The sequence below is a fragment of the Enterobacter sp. PL_is514 genome, from assembly GCF_055816715.1.
Window position 1 is genome coordinate 23,043 of sequence record NZ_JBVPGN010000031.1, and the last position, 22,025, is coordinate 45,067.

A 22,025-nucleotide genomic window follows, 5' to 3' on the forward strand; every position below is an offset into this window, starting at 1 on the left:
TGAAGTGCAGAAATCGGCATTCACAGGAGATCCGCCATGAGCAGAACCCCGGTATTAGAGATGCGCAGCATTGCCAAAACGTTTGGCAGTTTCCACGCGCTCAAGGGTGTGGATTTGACGGTTTTCCCCGGTGAGATCCACGCGCTGATGGGGGAAAACGGCGCGGGAAAAAGTACGCTGATGAAAATCCTCGCCGGAGCCTATACCGCCACCAGCGGCGAGATCCTGATCGATGGCCAGCCGTTTCACATTAAAGGGCCGAAAGATGCGCTGGCCGCAGGCATCACCCTGATTTATCAGGAGATGCAGCTCGCGCCCAATCTGACCGTTGCCGAAAATATCTTCCTCGGCAGCGAGCTGTCGCGCGGCGGGATGGTGCAGCGCAAAGAGATGGCCGCCCAGGCGCAGGCGGTGATTGACCGTCTCGGCGCGCAGTTCAGCGCCACCGACCTGGTGATGAAGCTGACCATCGCCGAGCAGCAGCAGGTGGAGATCGCCCGCGCGCTGCACCGCAACAGCCGCATTCTGGTGATGGATGAACCCACCGCCGCCCTCTCCTCGCGGGAAACGCATCGTCTGTTCGAACTGATTTTGCGCCTGCGCGATGAAGGGATGGCGATCATCTATATCAGCCACCGCATGGCCGAAGTGTATGAACTCTCTGACCGCGTCAGCGTTCTGCGCGACGGGCAATACGTCGGCAGCCTGACGCGCGACAAGCTGAATGCCTCTGAGCTGGTGCGCATGATGGTGGGCCGCCCGCTAAGCGACCTGTTCAACAAGGAGCGTGACATTCCCCTCGGCAGCCCGCGCCTCAACGTGCACCACCTCACCGACGGTAAAAAAGTACAGCCCTGCAGCCTGCAGGTGCGTTCCGGCGAAATCGTCGGGCTGGCGGGGTTGGTCGGGGCCGGACGCTCCGAGCTGGCGCAGCTTATCTTCGGCGTACGTAAAGCCACCGGCGGCATGATTGAGGTCGACGGAGAGCCGGTGGTGATCCACTCCCCGCGCGCGGCCATCGAAAACGGCATCGGTTTTCTCACCGAAAACCGCAAGGAGCAGGGGTTGTTTCTGGAGCTGGCGGCGCAGGAGAACATCACCATGGCGACGCTGGAACGCGACGCCACCTTCGGCATGCTAAACCGTAAAAAAGCCCAGTCGATTTCCGATGATGCCATTGCCCTGCTCAACATCCGCGTGCCGCATTCGCAGGTGCGCGCGGGCGGGCTCTCGGGCGGCAACCAGCAAAAGCTGCTGATCTCCCGCTGGGTGGCCATCGGTCCGCGCATTCTGATTCTGGACGAACCCACCCGCGGCGTGGACGTCGGCGCGAAAAGCGAGATCTACCGCATCATGAACCAGATGGCGCGCAAAGGGGTGGCGATTTTGATGATCTCCAGCGAGCTGCCGGAAGTGGTGGGGATGAGCGACAGGGTGTACGTGATGCGTGAAGGCAGCATTGCGGGCGAGCTCCACGGGCGCGACATCTCTCAGGAAAACATCATGACGCTGGCAACCGGCGTGAACGACACTCATCATCAGGCGGTGTAACCATGACACATTCAACCAGTCCGCAGCAGGTGGCGAAATCCGCCTCCGCAAAAAAAATGCTGATGAGCGATCTGATGCAAACGGTCGGTATTTTGCCGATTCTGATCCTGATTGTGGCGGTATTTGGCTTTATTGCCCCGAACTTCTTTACCGAGAGCAACCTGCTCAACATTACCCGTCAGGCGTCGATCAACATCGTGCTGGCGGCGGGAATGACCTTCATCATTTTAACCGGCGGGATTGACCTCTCCGTGGGCTCGATTCTGGGCACTACGGCGGTAGCGGCGATGGTGGTCTCGCTTATCCCTGAATTTGCCATGCTCTCCATTCCGGCCGCGCTGATGCTCGGCATGGTGCTGGGCCTGTTCAACGGCGCGCTGGTGGCCTTCGCCGGACTGCCGCCCTTCATCGTGACGCTCGGCACCTATACGGCACTGCGCGGTGCGGCGTATCTGCTGGCCGACGGCACGACGGTCATTAACTCCAACATCAGCTTTGAGTGGATCGGCAATAACTATCTCGGCCCGATTCCGTGGCTGGTGGTGATCGCCCTCGCGGTCATCGCTATCTGCTGGTTCATCCTGCGCCGCACCACGCTCGGCGTACACATCTACGCGGTGGGCGGCAACATGCAGGCGGCGCGACTGACCGGCATTAAGGTCTGGCTGGTGCTGCTGTTTGTCTACGGCATGAGCGGCCTGCTCTCCGGCCTCGGCGGCGTCATGAGCGCCTCACGCCTGTACAGCGCTAACGGCAACCTCGGCACGGGTTACGAGCTGGATGCGATTGCGGCGGTGATCCTTGGCGGCACCAGCTTCGTCGGCGGGATCGGCACGATCACCGGCACGCTGGTCGGCGCGCTGATCATCGCCACCCTTAACAACGGCATGACGCTGATGGGCGTCTCCTACTTCTGGCAGCTGGTGATCAAAGGGGCGGTGATCATCATAGCGGTGCTGATCGACAAATACCGTACCCGACACCATCAAAGTGCATAACAACAACACCCTACAGCTTCGAGGAAAACCATATGCGTTTGAAACCGTTAGTGACCGCGCTCTGTGCTGGCGCGCTGCTTGCCGCAACGCCGTTTGCGCAGGCAAAAGATCTGAAGTCCATTGGCGTGACGGTGGGCGACCTGGCCAACCCGTTCTTCGTGCAGATCACCAAAGGTGCCGAGCTGGAAGCGCGCAAGCTGGCGGGGGATAACGTCAAGGTGACGCTGGTCTCCAGCGGGTACGATCTGGGCCAGCAGGTGGCGCAGATCGACAACTTTATTGCCGCGAAGGTAGACATGATCATCCTCAACGCCGCGGACTCCAAAGGAATCGGCCCAGCGGTGAAGCGTGCGAAGGACGCCGGGATCGTGGTCGTGGCGGTTGACGTGGCGGCGGAAGGGGCTGATGCCACCATCACCTCCGATAACACCCAGGCGGGCGAAATGGCCTGTAAGTACATTACCGACCGCCTGAAAGGCAAAGGCAACGTGGTGATCATCAACGGACCACCGGTCTCTGCGGTGCAAAACCGCGTGGAAGGTTGTCAGACGGAGTTCAAAAAACACCCGGATATCAAGGTGCTCTCGGATAACCAGAACGCCAAAGGCAGTCGTGAAGGCGGTCTGGAAGTCATGACCTCCCTGCTGGCGGCCAATCCGAAGATCGACGGCGTGTTTGCGATTAACGATCCGACGGCGATCGGCGCCGATCTGGCCGCGAAGCAGGCGCAGCGCAATGAGTTCTTTATCGTCGGCGTGGATGGTTCCCCGGACGGTGAGGAAGCGCTGAAGCGTGAAAACTCGCTGTTTGTGGCAACCCCGGCGCAGGATCCGCAGGTGATGGCGGCAAAAGCGGTGGAGATCGGCTATGACATTCTCCAGGGCAAACCTGCGCCGAAAGCGCCCGTGCTGATCCCGGTGACGATGATCGATAAAAAGAACGTCGGCACGTATAAGGGGTGGACGGTTAAATAACCTCGCTGCGGCCTGATGCCCTCACCCTAACCCTCTCCCACCGGGAGAGGGAACTTATTCCCCCTCTCCCTTGAGGGAGAGGGTCGGGGTGAGGGGGTGGCATAAAATTCAAGGAGTACCATGAAACGCTCCGACATCAATGAAATTCTCGGCCACACGCGGCAGTTCTTTTCCATGCACGACGTTCATCTCCCGCCGTTTGCCAGCTTTCCGCCAACAAAATGGCAGCAGCTTGACCAGGCCGCGTGGCGGGAAGTGTTCGACCTCAAGCTCGGCTGGGACGTGACGGCGTTCGGCGGCAATAACTTTGCCGCACAGGGCCTGACGCTGTTCACCCTGCGCAACGGCTCGCCCAACGGGGTGCCGTATGAAAAAGGCTATGCCGAAAAAATCATGCACGTGCGCGACGGCCAGGTGACGCCGATGCATTTTCACTGGCGTAAGCGAGAAGACATCATCAACCGGGGTGGCGGGAACCTGATTGTAGAATTGTGGAATGCCGGTGCACATGAAGAGACGGAAAACACCGACGTGACGGTCACCGTCGACGGCTGCCGTCAGACCCACGCCCCCGGCAGCCAGCTGCGCCTGCTGCCCGGGGAAAGCATCTGCCTGACGCCCGGTCTTTATCACAGCTTCTGGGGCGAACGCGGCTTCGGCGACGTGCTGGTCGGGGAAGTGTCCTCAGTAAACGACGACGAGCACGACAACCACTTTTTGCAACCCGTTGCCCGCTATAACAACATCGAAGAAGACGAACCGGCGCTGCTGGTGCTGTGCAACGAGTACAACCTGTTTCGGATATAAGGGGTGAATGATGCCATTGATTTCTCTTGCCGACGGTCTTGCGCACGCCAGACAACACCGCTACGCGCTGGGCGCGTTTAACGTGCTCGACTCCCACTTCCTGCGCGCGCTGTTCGCCGCCGCAAAGCAGGAGCGCTCGCCGTTTATCATCAACATCGCCGAAGTGCACTTTAAGTACGTGTCGCTGGATTCGCTTGTCGAAGCGGTGAAGTTCGAGGCCGCCCGTCACGCTATTCCCGTGGTGCTCAACCTCGATCACGGCCTGCATTTTGACGCCGTGGTGCGCGCCCTGCGCTTAGGGTTCAGCTCGGTGATGTTCGACGGCTCTACGCTGAGCTACGAGGAAAACATTCGCCAGACGCGGGAAGTGGTGAAGATGTGCCACGCGGTGGGCGTCTCGGTGGAGGCGGAACTGGGCGCGGTCGGGGGCGATGAAGGCGGCGCGCTGTACGGGCATGCGGATGAAGCTTTCTTTACCGACCCGCAGCTGGCGCGCGAATTTGTCGATTCAACCGGCATTGACGCGCTGGCGGTTGCTATCGGCAACGCGCACGGCAAATACAAGGGCGAGCCGAAACTCGATTTCCCCCGTCTGGACGCCATTCGCCAGCAGACGGGGCTGCCGCTGGTTTTACACGGCGGCTCCGGGATTAGCGATGCCGACTTCCGTCGCGCGATTGAGCTGGGCATTCATAAAATCAATTTCTATACCGGCATGTCGCAGGCCGCGCTCGCTGCCGTTGAGCAGCGCATGGCGAAGCGCCAGCCGCTGTATGATGAATTTGCCGAGCTGCTGCTGGGGATAGAAGAGGCGATAACCGATACGGTCGCCGAACAGATGCGCATCTTCGGCAGCGCGGGGCAGGCATAATGGAACGTAAGGGCATCATCGCCGCAGGCAATATGCTGGTGGACCACGTCCACCAGATCGTGCAGTGGCCAGAGCGCGGCTGGCTGGCGGAAATCACCCACAGCGAACGCTCAACCGGCGGCGCACCGCTCAACGTCCTGCTGACGCTGGCGAAAATGCACATTGGCCTGCCGCTGCAGGCGGTGGGGCTGATCGGGGAAGACAGCGACGGGGACTACATTCTGGCGATGCTCGACCAGTACCACGTCAACCGCCAGCGCGTACAGCGCACCACCTTTGCGCCGACCTCCATGTCGCAGGTGATGACCGATCCCAGCGGACAGCGCACCTTTTTCCACTCGCCGGGCGCCAACCGCCTGCTGGATCTTCCCGCCTTCGATCGCTTAGACGGATCGATGAAGATCTTCCATCTCGGCTACCTGCTGCTGCTCGACAGCCTGGATATGCCCGATGACGAATTTGGCACCCGCAGCGCGCGGCTGCTGGCACAAATGTGCGACCAGGGGTATGAAACCTCGCTCGACCTGGTTTCCCGCAAGGGCGACCCGCGCTACCAGCCGCTGGTGCTCCCTGCCCTGCGCCATCTTGATTATCTGGTCATTAACGAGCTGGAAGCCGGGGAGTTTAGCGGGCTGGAGATGCGCGACGGCAGCGATGCGCTGAACACAGCCCATATTGCTGAAGCCGCCGCACAGCTGCTGGCAGCAGGCGTTCGTCAGCGGGTTGTGATCCACTGTCCGGAAGGGGCATGGGGGGAAGCGCCGGGTGAGCAAGGTCGCTGGATCCCATCATGGTTACTTGAGCAGAAAGAGATTATCGGCAGCGTTGGCGCGGGCGATGCTTTTTGCGCCGGATTTTTATACGGTTGCCATGAATCGCTGCCGCTCACGGAGAGCATTTATCTGGCGCACGCCTGCGCGCGGGCAAGCCTGCTGGCCGCCAACGCGATTGACGGTGCGAAAACGCTGGCCGAGCTGCAGCTGTTTATCAAAGAGAATACTTAGGCCGCTTTCTCGCTATGGGAAACGTCGGTAGCAAACACATAGCCCAACCCACGGATGGTTTTAATGAGTGCAGGCTGATGCGGGTTAGCCTCGATTTTCCGTCGCAGGCGCATGATCAACACGTCAATCGTGCGGTCGAACACGTCGGCGCTTTCGCTGTGGGTCAGCTCAAGCAACCGGTCACGGCTCAGCACCCGACGGGCATTTTGCGTGAGCGCCAGCAGCAGGCCGTACTCGCCCTGGGTTAACGGGACGGGATTACGCTGCGGATCGCTCAGCTCACAGCGGGTGGTATCAAGCGTCCATCCGTTAAACGCAATGCCCGCGACGGGCGCTGCGGGGGATTCCGCAGCAAGCACGCCGGTACGGCGCAATACCGCTTTAACGCGGGCGACCACCACGCGCGGGTTGAACGGTTTGCCAATATAGTCGTCGGCCCCCATCTCCAGCCCCACCACCACGTCTGACTCACTCCCCAGCCCGGTTAACATCACGACCGGTAGCGCCGGTCGCTGCTTTTGCAGCTGCAGCAGAACCTGCAGGCCGTTGATATCCGGCAGCATCATGTCCAGCAGCACAAGCGCGATATTCGGCTCCTGCTGCACCTGCCGCAGTGCATCCTGGCCGTTATGGCAGACAAGCACGCTGAAGACGTGCTCGCTCAGCACGTCCTGAAGCAGTTCGCAGACTGCCGTATCGTCATCAACCACCAGAATCGCCGGTTTCATCGTATGCTTCCGTCAGGGGATTATGTTAAGTCTGAACCATTCTGCCGTCGGCTCCAGTCAAATGGTTTTTTCAGTGACGGAAATTCAACCCATGTCACATCCGCTGCCTTGTCGACACGTCAATTTTGACGATTGGCTGTTTTTTGTCAGGGTTTTCACCGCGAAGGGGCCGTAAAGTCAGGGTATACCCATACGAAAAACATGGCATAGAAGCTGCATAGTGGGTGCGAATGATTCGATTAACTGGAGCAGACTGATGAAAAAAGTCGTCACGGTTTGCCCTTATTGTGCCTCAGGTTGCAAGATCCACCTGGTGGTCGATAACGGCAAAATCGTCCGGGCAGAGGCCGCACAGGGGAAAACCAACCAGGGCACGCTATGCCTGAAAGGTTACTACGGCTGGGATTTTATAAACGATACCCAAATCCTCACCCCGCGCCTGAAAACCCCTATGATACGCCGCGAGCGCGGCGGCAAGCTGGAAGCCGTCTCCTGGAACGAGGCGCTGGATTACGTCGCCACGCGCCTGAGCGCCATCAAGGCCAAATATGGCCCGGATGCGATTCAGACCACCGGCTCTTCCCGCGGGACGGGAAATGAAACCAACTATGTGATGCAAAAATTCGCGCGCGCCGTTATTGGAACCAATAACGTCGACTGCTGCGCTCGCGTCTGACACGGCCCATCGGTTGCAGGTCTGCACCAGTCGGTCGGTAACGGCGCAATGAGCAATGCCATCAACGAGATAGATAATACCGATCTCGTCTTCATCTTTGGTTATAACCCGGCGGATTCTCACCCTATCGTCGCGAACCACGTTATTCGCGCTAAACAGAATGGGGCGAAAATCATCGTCTGCGATCCGCGCAAAATTGAAACCGCGCGCATTGCGGATATGCACATTGCATTGAAAAACGGCTCGAACATCGCGCTGTTGAACGCAATGGGGCACGTCATCATTGAGGAGAACCTGTACGACCAGGCGTTTGTCGCGACCCGTACGGAAGGCTTTGAAGAGTATAAGAAAATAGTCGAAGGCTACACGCCAGAGTCGGTTGAAGCGATAACCGGCGTCAGCGCGCAGGCGATCCGTCAGGCGGCCAGGATGTATGCCGGGGCAAAAACCGCCGCCATCCTCTGGGGCATGGGCGTGACCCAGTTCTACCAGGGCGTGGAAACCGTGCGCTCTCTGACCAGCCTCGCAATGCTGACCGGTAATCTGGGTAAAGCCCACGTTGGCGTGAACCCGGTGCGCGGTCAGAATAACGTGCAGGGCGCCTGCGATATGGGCGCGCTGCCGGATACTTATCCTGGCTACCAGTACGTGAAATTCCCGGAGAACCGCGCCAAATTCGCGAAGGCCTGGGGCGTGGAAAGCCTGCCGGAACACACCGGGTACCGCATCAGCGAGCTGCCGCACCGCGCGGCGCATGGCGAAGTGCGTGCGGCCTACATCATGGGTGAAGATCCGCTTCAGACCGACGCCGAGCTCTCTGCAGTGCGTAAAGGGTTTGAGGATCTGGAGCTGGTGATTGTCCAGGATATCTTCATGACCAAAACCGCGGCGGCGGCGGATGTCATTTTACCGTCGACCTCCTGGGGCGAGCATGAAGGCGTCTACACGGCGGCCGACCGCGGCTTCCAGCGCTTCTTCAAGGCGGTCGAGCCGAAGTGGGATCTGAAAACGGACTGGCAGATTATCAGCGAAATCGCCACCCGTATGGGCTACCCGATGCACTACAACAACACCCAGGAGATCTGGGACGAGTTGCGCAGCCTGTGCCCGGACTTCTACGGCGCCACCTATGAAAAAATGGGTGAGCTGGGGTATATCCAGTGGCCGTGCCGCGATGAGTCGGAGGCCGATCAAGGCACGTCCTATCTATTTAAGGAGAAATTCGACACCCCGAACGGGCTGGCGCAATTCTTCACCTGCGACTGGGTCGCGCCGATCGATAAACTCACTGACGAGTATCCGATGGTGCTCTCCACCGTACGTGAGGTGGGCCATTACTCCTGTCGTTCGATGACCGGAAACTGCGCCGCGCTGGCGGCGCTGGCGGATGAACCGGGCTACGCGCAGATCAACACCGCCGATGCGGAACGCCTCGGCATTGAGGATGAAGCGCTGGTGTGGGTGAACTCGCGCAAAGGGCGGATCATTACTCGTGCGCAGGTCAGCGATCGTCCAAACAAAGGGGCGGTCTATATGACCTACCAGTGGTGGATTGGTGCCTGCAACGAGCTGGTAACAGAGAACTTAAGTCCGATAACCAAAACGCCGGAGTATAAATACTGCGCCGTTAACGTTGAGCCGATTGCGGATCAGCACGCGGCGGAACAGTACGTGATCGACGAATATAACAAGCTGAAAGCCCGGCTGCGCGAAAGCGCAATGGGTTGAAGCCGTTAATTCATCGATGAATAAAGGGAGTGAAATATTCACTCCCTTTTTATTTCCGGTTGGCTTATCAATAATATCAATTATTATTCTGGAAAGCGGCTTGCAGAAATAATGTAATTTTCGCGAAAAAGAATTACATCTTTGCATTTTAATTCAGAGGGATAAGATGTGCGGCGGGTGCTTAAGACTTTCTGTCTTGAGCATTGTTGAGGGACAGAAAGTAGAAAGCCCCGGGAAATTTTCATTTACCCGAGGCTACTCCCTCAACTCCCAACAGGTTGAGAGTAGCCTCTTATTCTTTTTTTGACAAGGAGTAAAAGGCATGACGCCATTAAAAACTGCGTTAGGCATCGTCTTTATTATCTGCCTGACGATAGTGATATTTACCTTTATTACTCGCGGGAAGCTCTGCGAGCTCACAATAAAGAGTTAACATCAGGAGGTGGCGGCGAAATTAGCCTGCGTCGCAGGCTAACCTCTATGGGCGGAACAACGGTTCCGCCCGGCTTGTAGGATGCTGAGGTCTTAATGCACCCATTTTTTTCTTTTGCGCCCGCGATTATACTGCGCGGCGTGTACCCAGATGATAAGAATCCATGAAATCCATTTTTCTGTTGTTAGTGTTTTTAACGTCCTTCGCCCGCGCGGATGAGATAGGCAGCCAGTATCAGAAGCAGGCGGAAGCCGGTGATGCGCGTGCCCAGTATTATCTTGCTGATACGTACTTCAGCTCCGGCGACAGCAAGCAGGCCGCGCTGTGGGCAGAGAAAGCCGCAAAAGGCGGCGATGTCGACGCCATGGCTCTGTTGTCGCAAATCCTTTTTACGCAGGGCGATTACGCACAGGCCAAAGCCCTGGCGCAACAGGCAAACATTGCTGGCAGCAAACGCGGCGCGATCATGCTGGCGCGCATTCTGGTGAATACTCAGGCGGGGAAAACTGACTACCCCCAGGCCATCAGACTGCTGCAAACGGCAACCGAAGATATCGACAGCGACTCTGCGGTCGATGCGCAACTGCTGCTGGGGCTGATTTATGCCAACGGCGTCGAGGTAGCGCAGGATGACGTGCAGGCCGCCTCGTGGTTCAAACGGAGTTCAGCCCTTTCGCGTACCGGCTACGCCGAGTACTGGGCGGGGATGTTGTTCAGGCAGGGCGAGAAAGGCTTTATCACGCCAAATAAGCAGAAAGCACTGTACTGGTTGAACCTGAGCTGCACTGAAGGGTTTGATACGGGATGCGAAGAGTTTGATGCGTTAAGCGGGGAGTAAAGTGCCGGGTGGCGCCTTCGCCTTACCCGGCCTACAAAACCCGTAGGCCCGGTAAGCGCAGCGCCACCGGGCTTAGGATGTTACTGGTCAGCCGTCTTATCAAAACGACCCAGCACTTCGCGTTCATATGCCAGCGCTTTTTTGCGGTCGAATTTGTGCTCCCACTTGGCGATAACCAGCACCGCCAGGGCATTGCCCACCACGTTCAGCGCCGTACGCGCCATGTCGAGGATACGGTCCACACCCGCGATAAAGGCCAGACCTTCCAGCGGAATACCGACGCTGCCAAGCGTTGCCAGCAGCACCACGAACGAAACGCCCGGAACGCCAGCAATACCTTTGGACGTCACCATCAGCGTCAGTACCAGTACGATCTCCTGCCACAGCGACAGGTCAATGCCGTACAGCTGCGCAATAAAGATAGCGGCGATACTCTGGTACAGCGTCGAACCATCCAGGTTAAAGGAGTAACCGGTCGGCACCACGAAGCTGGTGATCGACGCTGGCGCGCCGTAGGCTTCCATCTTCTCAATAATACGCGGCAGCACGCTCTCAGAGCTTGCCGTGGAGTAGGCCAGAATCAGCTCATCTTTCAGGATACGAATCAGGATCCAGATGCTCAGCCCGCACAGACGTGCCACGATCCCCAGCACCACCAGCGCGAAGAACAGGATGGCGAAGTGCACCAGGATCACCAGCTTCGCCAGCGGCCACAGGGAGGCAAAACCGAAGTTCGCCACGGTGACGGCGATAAGCGCAAACACCCCTACCGGCGCGTAGCGCATCACCATATGGGTCACTTTAAACATGGTTTCGGAGATAGAGCGGAACACGGTGACCAGCGGCTCACGGTGCGTCGCCGGCAGAGAAGAGAGCCCCAGACCAAACAGCACCGAGAAGAAGATAATCGGCAGCATCTCGCCCTTCGCCATCGACGCCACGATGTTGGTCGGCACCAGCGACAGGATAGTGCCCATCAGGCCGTGCGCGTGGCTCTGCACGTCGGCGGTCGTACTTTGGTATTTCGAAATATCCACCGTAGCCAGCTGCGACATATCAATCCCGGAACCCGGCTGGAACACGTTCGCCAGGGTGATACCGAGAATGATCGCCACCGTAGTGATCACTTCGAAATAGATAATGGTTTTCGCACCAATACGACCTAACTGCTTCGCATCGCCGACGCCCGCAATACCGACCACCAGCGTCGAGATCACAATCGGTACCACAATCATCTTGATCAGATGAATAAAGATATCCCCTGCCGGAGAGAGCAGGTTCGCAATCAGCCATTCGCGGCTGTCGCTGTGATAGTGAAGGTAACTGCCCAACAAGATGCCCAGCACAAGGGCGATTAAGATCTGCCAGGCAAGGCTGACTTTAACGTTTTTCATAGAAACTGACTTCCTCAATGAGCGCCTTATTCACGCAAACTGCATGAATATGGAGACATACTGAAAGGGTATGAATTGTGTTGCGTTGGTTTATGGGATTTTTTAACGCGGCGTATGAGTATCATTTGCGCGACCTGTTGCGCAAGCCTTAAAGAACGACGCGTTTCACTCACAAAAGCGACGATGACGGGAGTTTGTTCTACTTCTTATAAATAACCTTTTGTTATAAAAACGCTTTTTTAAACATAAATGTGAATAATCGTCAGCATAAATTATTTTCCTTCAAAGTTTCATTCGCTCATTTTTCATACTCTTCAAACAATGCGTGATCTGTAGCCCAAATACTAAACAAAGCTTGTAAAGCCCCTACAATTAACGTTTTTGCGACATATTATTAACATCTTACAAGGAGAAAAAAAGCCATGAGCCAAATCCACAAACATGACATTCCCGCAAATATTGCGGACCGTTGCCTGATCACCCCGGAGCAGTACCACGAGAAATATCAGCAATCTATCACCGCCCCGGACACCTTCTGGGGTGAGCAGGGCCATATCCTTGACTGGATCAAACCTTATCAGAAGGTGAAGAACACCTCCTTTGCGCCCGGCAATGTCTCCATTAAATGGTATGAAGATGGCACCCTGAACCTGGCGGCGAACTGCCTTGATCGTCACCTTGCCGAGCGCGGGAATGAGACGGCGATTATCTGGGAAGGCGATGATGCCTCGCAGAGCAAAAATATTACCTATAAAGAGCTGCACCGTGACGTGTGCCGCTTCGCCAACGTCCTGCTGGAAAAAGGCATTAAAAAAGGCGACGTGGTCGCTATCTATATGCCGATGGTGCCGGAAGCGGCGGTGGCCATGCTGGCCTGCGCGCGTATCGGCGCGATTCACTCGGTGATTTTTGGCGGGTTCTCGCCAGAGGCGGTTGCGGGTCGTATTGTCGATTCAAGTTCAAAACTGGTGATCACCGCCGATGAAGGCGTGCGCGCCGGACGCGGTATCCCTCTGAAGAAAAACGTCGACGAAGCGTTGAAAAACCCGAACGTCAAAACGGTCAGCAACGTCATCGTCCTTAAGCGTACCGGCGGCAAAATCGACTGGCACGAGGGGCGCGACCTGTGGTGGAGCGACCTGATTGAAAAAGCGAGCGACCAGCATCAGCCGGAAGAGATGAACGCAGAAGATCCGCTGTTCATTCTTTATACCTCCGGCTCCACCGGTAAGCCAAAAGGCGTACTGCACACCACCGGCGGCTATCTGGTCTATGCGGCCACCACCTTCAAATACGTCTTCGACTACCATCCGGGCGACATCTACTGGTGTACCGCCGACGTGGGCTGGGTCACCGGACACAGCTACCTGCTGTACGGCCCGCTGGCCTGTGGCGCAACAACGCTGATGTTTGAGGGCGTACCCAACTGGCCGACCCCGGCGCGTATGTGCCAGGTGGTCGATAAGCACCAGGTCAATATTCTCTACACCGCGCCAACGGCGATCCGCGCATTAATGGCGGAAGGCGACAAAGCCATCGAAGGCACCGACCGCTCTTCATTGCGCATCCTCGGTTCCGTGGGCGAGCCCATTAACCCGGAAGCCTGGGAGTGGTACTGGAAGAAAATCGGCAACGAGAAATGCCCGGTGATGGACACCTGGTGGCAGACCGAAACCGGCGGCTTTATGATCACCCCGATGCCTGGCGCCACGCAGCTGAAGGCCGGTTCCGCGACCCGTCCGTTCTTCGGCGTGCAGCCTGCGCTGGTGGATAATGAAGGCAACCCGCTGGAAGGCGCCACCGAAGGCAACCTGGTGATCACAGACTCCTGGCCGGGTCAGGCGCGTACCCTGTTCGGCGATCACGATCGCTTCGAGCAGACTTACTTCTCGACCTTTAAAAACATGTACTTCAGCGGCGACGGCGCGCGTCGTGACGAAGATGGCTATTACTGGATAACCGGGCGCGTGGACGACGTGCTTAACGTCTCCGGCCACCGTCTGGGTACCGCGGAGATTGAATCAGCGCTGGTGTCGCATCCGAAGATTGCCGAAGCCGCCGTTGTCGGTATTCCGCACAACATCAAAGGCCAGGCAATTTACGCCTATGTCACCCTGAACCACGGGGAAGAGCCGTCGCCAGAGCTCTACGCTGAGGTGCGCAACTGGGTGCGTAAAGAGATTGGCCCGCTGGCAACGCCGGACGTGCTGCACTGGACCGACTCGCTGCCGAAAACCCGCTCCGGCAAAATTATGCGTCGTATCTTGCGCAAAATCGCGGCAGGGGACACCAGCAACCTCGGTGATACCTCAACGCTCGCGGATCCTGGCGTGGTGGAAAAACTGCTCGAAGAGAAGCAGGCCATCGCAATGCCCTCGTAATCTTTCTCCCTCTCCCCGTGGGAGAGGGCCGGGGTGAGGGCATCAGACCGCACCTTCCTACCCTAACCCTCTCCCCATAGGGGAGAGGGGATAAAACAAACCAACCTTACCTCTGGAGAACTCTGTGATGAATAACGATATTTGTCAGCAGATAGAGAATAGTGCGCACTACAGGGAGCTCGTCGATAAGCGGCAACGGTTTGCCTTCATCCTTTCCATCATCATGCTGATTATCTATGTCGGCTTTATTCTGCTGATCGCCTTTGCCCCACACTGGCTGGGCACCCCGTTGCACGAGGGGACCAGCGTGACGCGCGGTATTCCGATTGGCATTGGCGTGATTGTGATTTCATTCTTGCTGACCGGCGTCTACGTCTGGCGCGCGAACGGTGAATTCGATCGTCTTAATAAAGCGGTACTGCAAGAGGTAAAAGCATCATGAAGCGAGTTCTGACGGCGCTCGCCGCCACACTTCCCTTTGCCGCCCACGCGGCGGATGCCATTACCGGCGAGGTACAGCGCCAGCCGACCAACTGGCAGGCGATTGTGATGTTCCTGATTTTCGTGGTGCTGACGCTTTATATCACTTACTGGGCGTCGAAACGCGTGCGCTCCCGTAACGATTACTACACCGCAGGCGGCAACATTACCGGCTTCCAGAACGGGCTGGCGATTGCGGGTGACTTTATGTCCGCCGCCTCCTTCCTTGGCATCTCCGCGCTGGTCTACACCTCCGGCTATGACGGCCTGATTTACTCCCTCGGCTTCCTCGTCGGCTGGCCGATCATTCTGTTCCTGATTGCCGAGCGCCTGCGCAACCTGGGCCGCTATACCTTCGCCGACGTGGCCTCGTATCGCCTGAAACAGGGGCCGATTCGCACCCTCTCCGCCTGCGGCTCGCTGGTGGTAGTGGCGCTGTACCTGATTGCGCAGATGGTGGGCGCGGGTAAATTGATCCAACTGCTGTTCGGCCTGAACTACCATATCGCGGTGGTGCTGGTTGGCGTACTGATGGTGATGTACGTGCTGTTCGGCGGCATGCTGGCGACGACCTGGGTGCAGATCATCAAAGCCGTGCTGCTGCTGTTCGGCGCCAGCTTTATGGCCTTTATGGTGATGAAGCACGTCGGGTTCAGCTTCAATAACCTGTTTACCGAAGCCATGGCGGTCCACCCGAAAGGGGAAGCAATCATGAGCCCGGGCGGGCTGGTGAAAGACCCGATATCGGCGCTTTCACTGGGTCTCGGACTGATGTTCGGTACCGCGGGTCTGCCGCATATTCTGATGCGCTTCTTCACCGTGAGCGACGCGCGTGAAGCGCGCAAGAGCGTCTTCTACGCCACCGGCTTCATGGGTTACTTCTACATTCTGACCTTTATCATCGGCTTTGGCGCGATCATGCTGGTGGGGGCGAACCCGTCATTTAAAGATGCCGCAGGCGCGCTGATTGGCGGTAACAACATGGCGGCGGTGCACCTGGCGGACGCGGTGGGCGGTAACCTGTTCCTCGGCTTTATCTCTGCCGTGGCTTTCGCCACCATTCTTGCGGTGGTTGCGGGTCTGACGCTGGCCGGGGCGTCGGCGGTCTCGCATGACCTCTACGCCAACGTCTTCCGCAAAGGCGCGAGCGAGCGCGATGAGCTGAAGGTCTCCAAAATCACCGTGCTGGTGCTGGGCGTGGTGGCGATTCTGTTAGGCATTCTGTTCGAGAAGCAAAACATCGCCTTTATGGTGGGGCTGGCCTTCTCCATTGCGGCAAGCTGTAACTTCCCGATCATCCTGCTCTCCATGTACTGGTCGAAACTGACTACCCGTGGCGCGATGATTGGCGGCTGGCTGGGGCTGCTGACGGCGGTGATCCTGATGATTCTGGGCCCGACGATCTGGGTGCAGATCCTCGGTCACGCAAGCGCCATCTTCCCGTATGAATACCCGGCGCTGTTCTCCATTGCCGTGGCGTTTATCGGCATCTGGTTCTTCTCGGCCACCGACAATTCGCCGGAGGGTAACCTGGAGCGCGAAAAATTCCGCGCCCAGTTTATTCGTTCACAAACCGGTCTCGGCGTCGAGCAGGGCCGCGCGCACTAAGCCTTTCTCCCCGGCCATTCTGGCCGGGGAGCTTAAAACATCACCCACGCCACCAGCGGTGCAACCAGCACCATCACCACGCCCGACAGCATCATCACCAGGCTCGCGACAACGCCCTCCTGCTGCCCCAGCTCATAGGACCGTGCCGTGCCCGCGCCGTGCGACGCCGCGCCGAACCCTGCCCCTTTCGCCATGCCTTCGCGAATGGAAAGCCGCAGGAACAGCATATCGCCCACCGCCATCCCAAAGACGCCCGTCACCACCACAAACAGCGCCACCAGGTCCGGCTGCCCGCCGAGCGGTTTTGCCGCCGCCAGCGCAAACGGCGTGGTCACCGAGCGCACGGCCAGGCTGCGCTGAATTTCATCGGGCAGCGTAAACAGTCTCGCCAGCCAGACGGAGCTACAGACCGCGACCACCGTGGCGGTGACAACGCCCGCGCTGAGCGACATCCAGTGGCGTTTGATAATCGCCAGGTTGTCGTAAACGGGCACGGCAAAGGCGATGGTCGCCGGGCCGAGCAGCCACAGCAGCCAGTGGGATTCGCCAATGTAGTTCTGCCAGGAAATGTGGCCAAAGACCAGCATCAGCACCAGCAGGATCGGCGTGAAGACCAGCGGCATCAGCGGCAGGGCGTGAAAACGGCGATACAGCCGCTTATTGGCAAAGTAGATACCGAGCGTCGCAATCAGGCACAAGACGCTGATCTGAAAGTTAGTCATGTTTGTGCCTGCTGATTTCAAAGCGATACACTTTATCCACCACCCAGGCCGTCGCCCCCAGCACCATCAGCGTACTCAGCGCGATCACCGCAAAGATTCGCCAGCCGTCCACCATCAGCAGCTGCGCATAGTTCACCACCGCCACCACGGCGGGGACAAAGAAAAGCAGCATCTCCGCAAGCAGCCAGCGCGCCCCGGCGCGCACCCAGTTAAGGGGGATCACGCGACACAGAATAAGCGTCAGCATCAGCAGCATCCCCACCAGGTTGGCAGGCAGCGGCAGGTGGAGCCAACCGACAAGATATTCGGCAAAAACAAACAGCCCCGCGTAGAGCAGTACCTGAACCGGGACCTGGAGTCGTTGAACAACGGCAGGCGTAACACGGCTTAACGCCACGGCCATGGGGGTTTTCCTCAAAAATGAGACGAGGCGCCAGTATAGTGAGCGCACGGTGTGGACTGAAATGAATTAAAATCATCAAAGGTATAGTTTCGAGGAATAATCATGGACATAAGAACGCTGCGCTATTTTGTCGAAGTGGTTCGTCAGCAAAGTTTTACCCGCGCAGCGGAGAAGTTGTTTGTCACCCAACCCACCATCAGCAAGATGCTGAAAAACCTCGAAGATGAACTGAACTGTACCCTGCTGATCCGCGACGGGCGCAAGCTGCTGCTGACCGACACCGGACGCGTGGTGTTCGAACGCGGGCTGGCGATTCTGGCGGAGTTCCGCCAGTTGGAAGCGGAGCTGGACGATATAAACCATTTGACGAAAGGGGTGCTTCGCCTCGGCATTCCCCCGATGGTCGGCATGATGATGGCCGGGCCGATTAGCCTGTTTCGCCAGCGTTATCCCGGCGTAGAGCTGAAGATTTCGGAGTTTGGTGGGTTAACCGTCCAGCAGGCCGTCACCAACGGCGAGCTCGACGTAGCAATGACCGCCCTCCCCGTTGAGGAAGAGAGCGGCCTGGCGACGCTTCCGCTCTTTAGCCACCCGCTGTGCGTGCTGGTGCCCCGCTCCGGCGACTGGCTGAAGAGGGAGTCGGTGAAGCCTGAACTGCTCGGCGAGCACCCTCTGCTGATTTACAACGAAGACTTCGCCCTCAGCCGCCAGCTGATGACGCTGTTTAACCAGCATAACGTGAAGCCACGCATTGCGGTACGCAGCGGGCAGTGGGATTTCCTGGCGGCGATGGTGCAGGCCGGCGTGGGGATTGCCATTCTGCCGCAGCCGATTTGCGAGCGTCTGGATAAAAACACGCTGCGCTGGATCCCGCTGGAGAGCGATCTACACTGGCAGTTGGGGATGATCTGGCGTGAAGGAGTGTATTTGTCGCAGAGCGCGCAGGCGTGGCTGCAGTGTTGTGAGGGGTTTTGGGTGCGGTCTGAATAATGCCCGGTGGCGCTGCGCTTACCGGGCCTACGTTCGAACCGTAGGCCCGGTAAGGCGAAGCCGCCACCCGGCAAAACAGCGCTACTGATTCTCTATCAACAGCGCTTCCAGCAGATCCAGATCGTGCAGCAGCTTTTGCAGCGTCTCGTTGCTGATCTGGCGCGTGGCGCGCAGGTGATACAGCTCGGCACGCTCGGAGCGCAGCGCCGCCAGACGGAACCGACGCTCAAGGTTCTCCTCCTGCAGCGAGCTTTCCACGTCGTTACGCCCGTCCGCGCGACGGCGCAAGTTACCAATCACGCGGGAACTCACTTCCGTCAGCAGCTGATTGTCGATGTTCTCTTCCGCATCCGCGGCCAGACGTTCTTCCATTTTCTGGATAGCGACAATCGCCACTTCGGCGGTAGCCGCCCGCGCAATACGCTCCTCTTTATGCTGCTGGGTCGAATCACCGGCATCAATATGCTGGAGTAAAATCGGCAGCATAATCACGCCGACAAACAGTGAGAACAGAATCACGCCCGCTGCCAGGAAGACCAGCTCGTAGCGCGCCGGGAAGACGTCGCCCGTCGGCAGCAGCAGCGGAATGGAGAGGACACCGGCAAGGGTGATCGCCCCGCGTACGCCCGCAAAAGAGGCAATCAGCAGTTCACGCGTTGTCCACGAGCCGAACTCCATCGGCTTTTTCTTCAGGAAACGGACGCTGAAGTTTTTCATCGTCCACAGCCAGCCGAAACGCACCAGCATCAGCGCCAGGTAGATCAGCACGATGTCGGTAAACAGCATCCAGACCTCAACGTTCGGGTCGGCTTCGGCCGCCACCAGCGAGGATTCCATAATGCCCGGCAGCTGCAGGCCCAACAGCAGGAACACCATGCCGTTAAAGACAAACTCCAGCATGGCCCAGGTGCTGTTTGCACGCAGACGCATGGCCAGCGGCGCGCGGCGCATCACGCCGGAGCGGGTAATGGTCATCCCTGCCGCGACCGCGGCCAGAATGCCCGACACGCCGATATGTTCGGCAATCAGATAAGAGGCAAACGGCAGCAGGAACAGCAGTACGATCTGCGTAGCGGGTTCATCGCCGCCCCAGCGGCTGAGGAAACGCAATGAGCGGCCGTACAGCCAGCTCACCACGAAGCCCGCGAGAATACCGCCAATCGCCACCTTGAAGAACTCCAGCGTCGCGCCGCCGACGGTAAAGACCATCGTGCCCATCGCAACGGCCACGGCAAACTTCAGGGCAACCAGGCCGGAGGCGTCGTTCATCAGCGCTTCCCCCTGTAAAATCCCCATGATTTTCTTCGGAATACGGCCTTCACCCACAATGCCGGACAGCGCCACGGCATCGGTTGGCGACAGCACGGCGGCCAGCGCAAAAGCCGGTATTAACGGAATGCCCGGTACCGCCCAGTAGATCAGAAAACCAATCCCGACGACGGTGACCACCACCAGCGCCAGCGCCAGGCCGAAGATCTCGCGCCCGTGCTCAAGGAATTCGCGCGTGGGCGTTTTCCAGCCATCGGCAAACAGCAGTGGCGGGATAAACAGCACGAGGAACAGTTCGGGGTCAAATTCCACGTGCAGGCCAAACGTCGGCCACGCCAGCAGCGCGCCGATGGCAATTTGCATTAATGGCAGGGGGACCTGAAAGGGCAGTACGCGTGTAACCACCCCGGATAGCGAGACCACAAGGGTCATGATGAGTATTGTGAAGAAGATTTCCATGCGTTCCCTGTTTGCTGTGTTGCTTATGTACTCCGGAAGGCGTCGTGCCTTTTATTCTATCTTCCCCAGAGTAACGCAAAAGGCAACAGGATGAGTCCTGAAAATAAAAACGGGCGGCCTGAGCCACCCGTTTTCGCATCAATGGACAACTTAGATTGCCCAGCCGCCCGCGTAGAACGCCACCAGCGCAACGGCGATAATCACGGTGCCGATATTCAGCTTGCGCCACTCACCGGAGACCAGACGACCAATCACCAGCGAAGCGAAGCCGATCATAATGCCGGTCACGATGTTACAGGTCAGCACGATAAAGACTGCGGTGATCAGGCCGGACATCGCGTCCACGAAGTCTGCAAAGTCGATTTTCGCCACGTTGCTCAGCATCAGCAGGCCAACGTACATCAGCGCTGGCGCGGTCGCATACGCCGGAACCAGATAGGAGAGCGGAGAGAGGAACAGGATCAGCATGAACAGCACGCCGACGGTGATCGCCGTCAGGCCGGTTTTACCGCCTGCCGCCGTACCCGCTGCGGATTCGATGTACACCGCCGCAGGTGCCGCACCCACCAGGCCAGAGAAGACGCTGCTCAGGGAGTCAGTGGTCAGCGCTTTGCCGCCATCAATAATCTGACCGTCTTTATCCAGCAGGTTCGCCTGACCGGCCACCGCGCGGATGGTACCGGTCGCGTCAAACACTGCGGTCATCACCAGCGCCAGCACGCTTGGCAGGATCACCGGGTTCAGCGCGCCGACAATATCCAGGCTGCCAATCAGGGAGTTGCCTTTGTCATCGCTCAGCGACGGCATGGCGAAAATGCCGGAGAAATGGACGTTCGGATCGAAAATCAGGCCAACAATGGAAACGCCGATAATGGTCAGCAGAATGCCGCCCGGGACTTTCAGTTTTTCCAGACCGATAATCACCGCCAGGCCGATCAGCGACATAATCACCGGGAAGCTGGCGAAGTGGCCCAGCGCCACCGGCAGACCGTCCAGCGGGTTCTTGATGACCAGACCGACGCCGTTGGCGGCGATCAGCAGCAGGAACAGGCCGATGCCGATACCGGTACCGTGCGCCACGCCCTGCGGCAGGTTGCGCAAAATCCAGCTACGGATGCCGGTCGCTGAAATCACGGTAAACAGCACACCCATCAGGAACACGGCACCCAGCGCAACCGGTACGCTGATGTGCTGACCCAGCACCAGGCTGAACGCGGTAAACGCGGTGAGAGAGATGGCGCAACCAATCGCCAGCGGCAGGTTCGCCCACAGGCCCATCACGATGGAGCCTACGCCGGCCACAAGGCAGGTTGCCACAAAGACAGCCGCTGGCGGGAAGCCCGCTTTGCCCAGCATGCCCGGCACAACGATGACGGAGTAAACCATCGCCAGAAACGTTGTCAAACCGGCAACGATCTCCTGGCGCACGGTGCTGCCGCGGGCCGAAATTTTAAACATGGCGTCAAGTGAACCGCCAGTACGCGCAGATGGCGTAGACATAGAAAACATCCCCTGAGAGTTTTTTAGGAAGTCCGTAAGCGAGGTGGAGACGCCGCTGCCAGCTAAACGTCAAATCCTTGTGTTGCGTTTGCGACGAAAGGGCGTCACAAAAAAAGCAAACGTTTAGCTCCGCGCTTACAAACGGGTGGTCAAATTAAGGCAAACGATTATCTAGCGTAATCCCCGCCCTTTTCAACTGAACTTTATCGTT

General features: G+C 58.2%; 18 protein-coding genes and 1 pseudogene. 13 read left to right on the forward strand and 6 right to left on the reverse strand.

Translation table 11 applies throughout. From position 1 onward, the window contains the following. The first annotated feature begins 36 nt into the window (after positions 1-36). From AC0TNG_RS11100 to AC0TNG_RS11125, 6 genes are all read left to right on the forward strand, one after another. Positions 37-1,551 (forward strand): sugar ABC transporter ATP-binding protein, encoded by a 1,515-nt coding sequence (locus AC0TNG_RS11100; protein WP_023334199.1) that lies wholly within the window; start codon positions 37-39, stop codon positions 1,549-1,551. A gap of 2 nt (positions 1,552-1,553) precedes the next feature. Beyond that, complete coding sequence (locus AC0TNG_RS11105) at positions 1,554-2,549, forward strand: ABC transporter permease subunit (RefSeq protein WP_023334198.1); 996 nt, start codon at positions 1,554-1,556, stop codon at positions 2,547-2,549. 32 nt (positions 2,550-2,581) lie between these two features. Then, positions 2,582-3,523 (forward strand): ABC transporter substrate-binding protein, encoded by a 942-nt coding sequence (locus tag AC0TNG_RS11110; RefSeq protein WP_021242935.1) that lies wholly within the window; start codon positions 2,582-2,584, stop codon positions 3,521-3,523. Positions 3,524-3,643: 120 nt separating this feature from the next. Further along, positions 3,644-4,330 (forward strand): D-lyxose/D-mannose isomerase, encoded by a 687-nt coding sequence (locus tag AC0TNG_RS11115; protein ID WP_024906742.1) that lies wholly within the window; start codon positions 3,644-3,646, stop codon positions 4,328-4,330. A 10-nt stretch (positions 4,331-4,340) separates the two neighbouring features. Next, on the forward strand, positions 4,341-5,201 hold the full coding sequence (locus AC0TNG_RS11120) for a ketose 1,6-bisphosphate aldolase (protein WP_048990310.1): 861 nt from the start codon (positions 4,341-4,343) through the stop codon (positions 5,199-5,201). Continuing rightward, on the forward strand, positions 5,201-6,205 hold the full coding sequence (locus AC0TNG_RS11125) for a carbohydrate kinase family protein (protein WP_473712491.1): 1,005 nt from the start codon (positions 5,201-5,203) through the stop codon (positions 6,203-6,205). The genes AC0TNG_RS11120 and AC0TNG_RS11125 overlap by 1 nt, the downstream gene beginning before the upstream one ends. Here AC0TNG_RS11125 and AC0TNG_RS11130 read toward each other — a convergent pair. Continuing rightward, complete coding sequence (locus tag AC0TNG_RS11130; protein WP_148769107.1) at positions 6,202-6,933, reverse strand: response regulator; 732 nt, start codon at positions 6,931-6,933, stop codon at positions 6,202-6,204. The two genes, AC0TNG_RS11125 and AC0TNG_RS11130, sit on opposite strands and share 4 nt — an antisense overlap. 256 nt (positions 6,934-7,189) lie before the next feature. Between AC0TNG_RS11130 and fdhF the strand changes: the two genes are divergently transcribed. The 3 genes and pseudogenes from fdhF to AC0TNG_RS11145 all read left to right on the forward strand — a co-directional run bounded on the left by fdhF (position 7,190) and on the right by AC0TNG_RS11145 (position 10,608). Beyond that, complete coding sequence (gene fdhF / locus AC0TNG_RS11135) at positions 7,190-9,337, forward strand: formate dehydrogenase subunit alpha (RefSeq protein WP_082087749.1); 2,148 nt, start codon at positions 7,190-7,192, stop codon at positions 9,335-9,337. Between the two features lie 322 nt (positions 9,338-9,659). Continuing rightward, positions 9,660-9,767: pseudogene (locus tag AC0TNG_RS11140) on the forward strand (Hok/Gef family protein); the annotation flags it as partial. Positions 9,768-9,933: 166 nt separating this feature from the next. After that, on the forward strand, positions 9,934-10,608 hold the full coding sequence (locus tag AC0TNG_RS11145; protein WP_024906736.1) for a tetratricopeptide repeat protein: 675 nt from the start codon (positions 9,934-9,936) through the stop codon (positions 10,606-10,608). Between the two features lie 80 nt (positions 10,609-10,688). On the opposite strand, the gene gltP is transcribed toward AC0TNG_RS11145, so the two are convergent. Continuing rightward, complete coding sequence (gene gltP / locus AC0TNG_RS11150) at positions 10,689-12,002, reverse strand: glutamate/aspartate:proton symporter GltP (protein ID WP_024906735.1); 1,314 nt, start codon at positions 12,000-12,002, stop codon at positions 10,689-10,691. Positions 12,003-12,424: 422 nt separating this feature from the next. Here gltP and acs point away from each other — a divergent pair, with 422 nt between their 5' ends. From acs to actP, 3 genes are all read left to right on the forward strand, one after another. After that, entirely contained in the window at positions 12,425-14,383 is a 1,959-nt protein-coding gene (gene acs / locus AC0TNG_RS11155; RefSeq protein ID WP_473712492.1) for an acetate--CoA ligase, read from the forward strand. Positions 14,384-14,510: 127 nt separating this feature from the next. Continuing rightward, positions 14,511-14,825, forward strand: a complete 315-nt coding sequence (locus tag AC0TNG_RS11160) for a DUF485 domain-containing protein (protein WP_024906733.1) — start codon at positions 14,511-14,513, stop codon at positions 14,823-14,825. Next, the gene (gene actP / locus AC0TNG_RS11165; RefSeq protein WP_473701785.1) at positions 14,822-16,471 is read left to right on the forward strand and encodes a cation/acetate symporter ActP; all 1,650 of its coding nucleotides are present in this window, start codon (positions 14,822-14,824) and stop codon (positions 16,469-16,471) included. The genes AC0TNG_RS11160 and actP overlap by 4 nt, the downstream gene beginning before the upstream one ends. Before the next feature lie 32 nt (positions 16,472-16,503). Here the strand turns inward: actP and AC0TNG_RS11170 are convergent, their stop codons facing one another. Together AC0TNG_RS11170 and AC0TNG_RS11175 are read right to left on the reverse strand one after the other, a co-directional pair. Then, the gene (locus AC0TNG_RS11170; RefSeq protein ID WP_473712493.1) at positions 16,504-17,193 is read right to left on the reverse strand and encodes an LrgB family protein; all 690 of its coding nucleotides are present in this window, start codon (positions 17,191-17,193) and stop codon (positions 16,504-16,506) included. Then, positions 17,186-17,596, reverse strand: a complete 411-nt coding sequence (locus AC0TNG_RS11175; RefSeq protein ID WP_021242769.1) for a CidA/LrgA family protein — start codon at positions 17,594-17,596, stop codon at positions 17,186-17,188. The genes AC0TNG_RS11170 and AC0TNG_RS11175 overlap by 8 nt, the downstream gene beginning before the upstream one ends. Positions 17,597-17,698: 102 nt before the next feature. On the opposite strand from AC0TNG_RS11175, the gene AC0TNG_RS11180 reads away from it, so the two are divergent. Then, positions 17,699-18,586 (forward strand): LysR family transcriptional regulator, encoded by an 888-nt coding sequence (locus AC0TNG_RS11180; protein ID WP_024906729.1) that lies wholly within the window; start codon positions 17,699-17,701, stop codon positions 18,584-18,586. A gap of 81 nt (positions 18,587-18,667) precedes the next feature. On the opposite strand, the gene AC0TNG_RS11185 is transcribed toward AC0TNG_RS11180, so the two are convergent. Together AC0TNG_RS11185 and ghxP are read right to left on the reverse strand one after the other, a co-directional pair. Further along, positions 18,668-20,314 carry a Na+/H+ antiporter gene (locus tag AC0TNG_RS11185; RefSeq protein ID WP_024906728.1) on the reverse strand — a complete coding sequence of 549 codons (1,647 nt, stop codon included), beginning with the start codon at positions 20,312-20,314 and terminating at the stop codon, positions 18,668-18,670. Between the two features lie 150 nt (positions 20,315-20,464). Continuing rightward, positions 20,465-21,814, reverse strand: coding sequence for a guanine/hypoxanthine transporter GhxP (gene ghxP, locus AC0TNG_RS11190; protein WP_032650612.1), 1,350 nt, complete (start codon positions 21,812-21,814; stop codon positions 20,465-20,467). Positions 21,815-22,025: the final 211 nt, after the last annotated feature.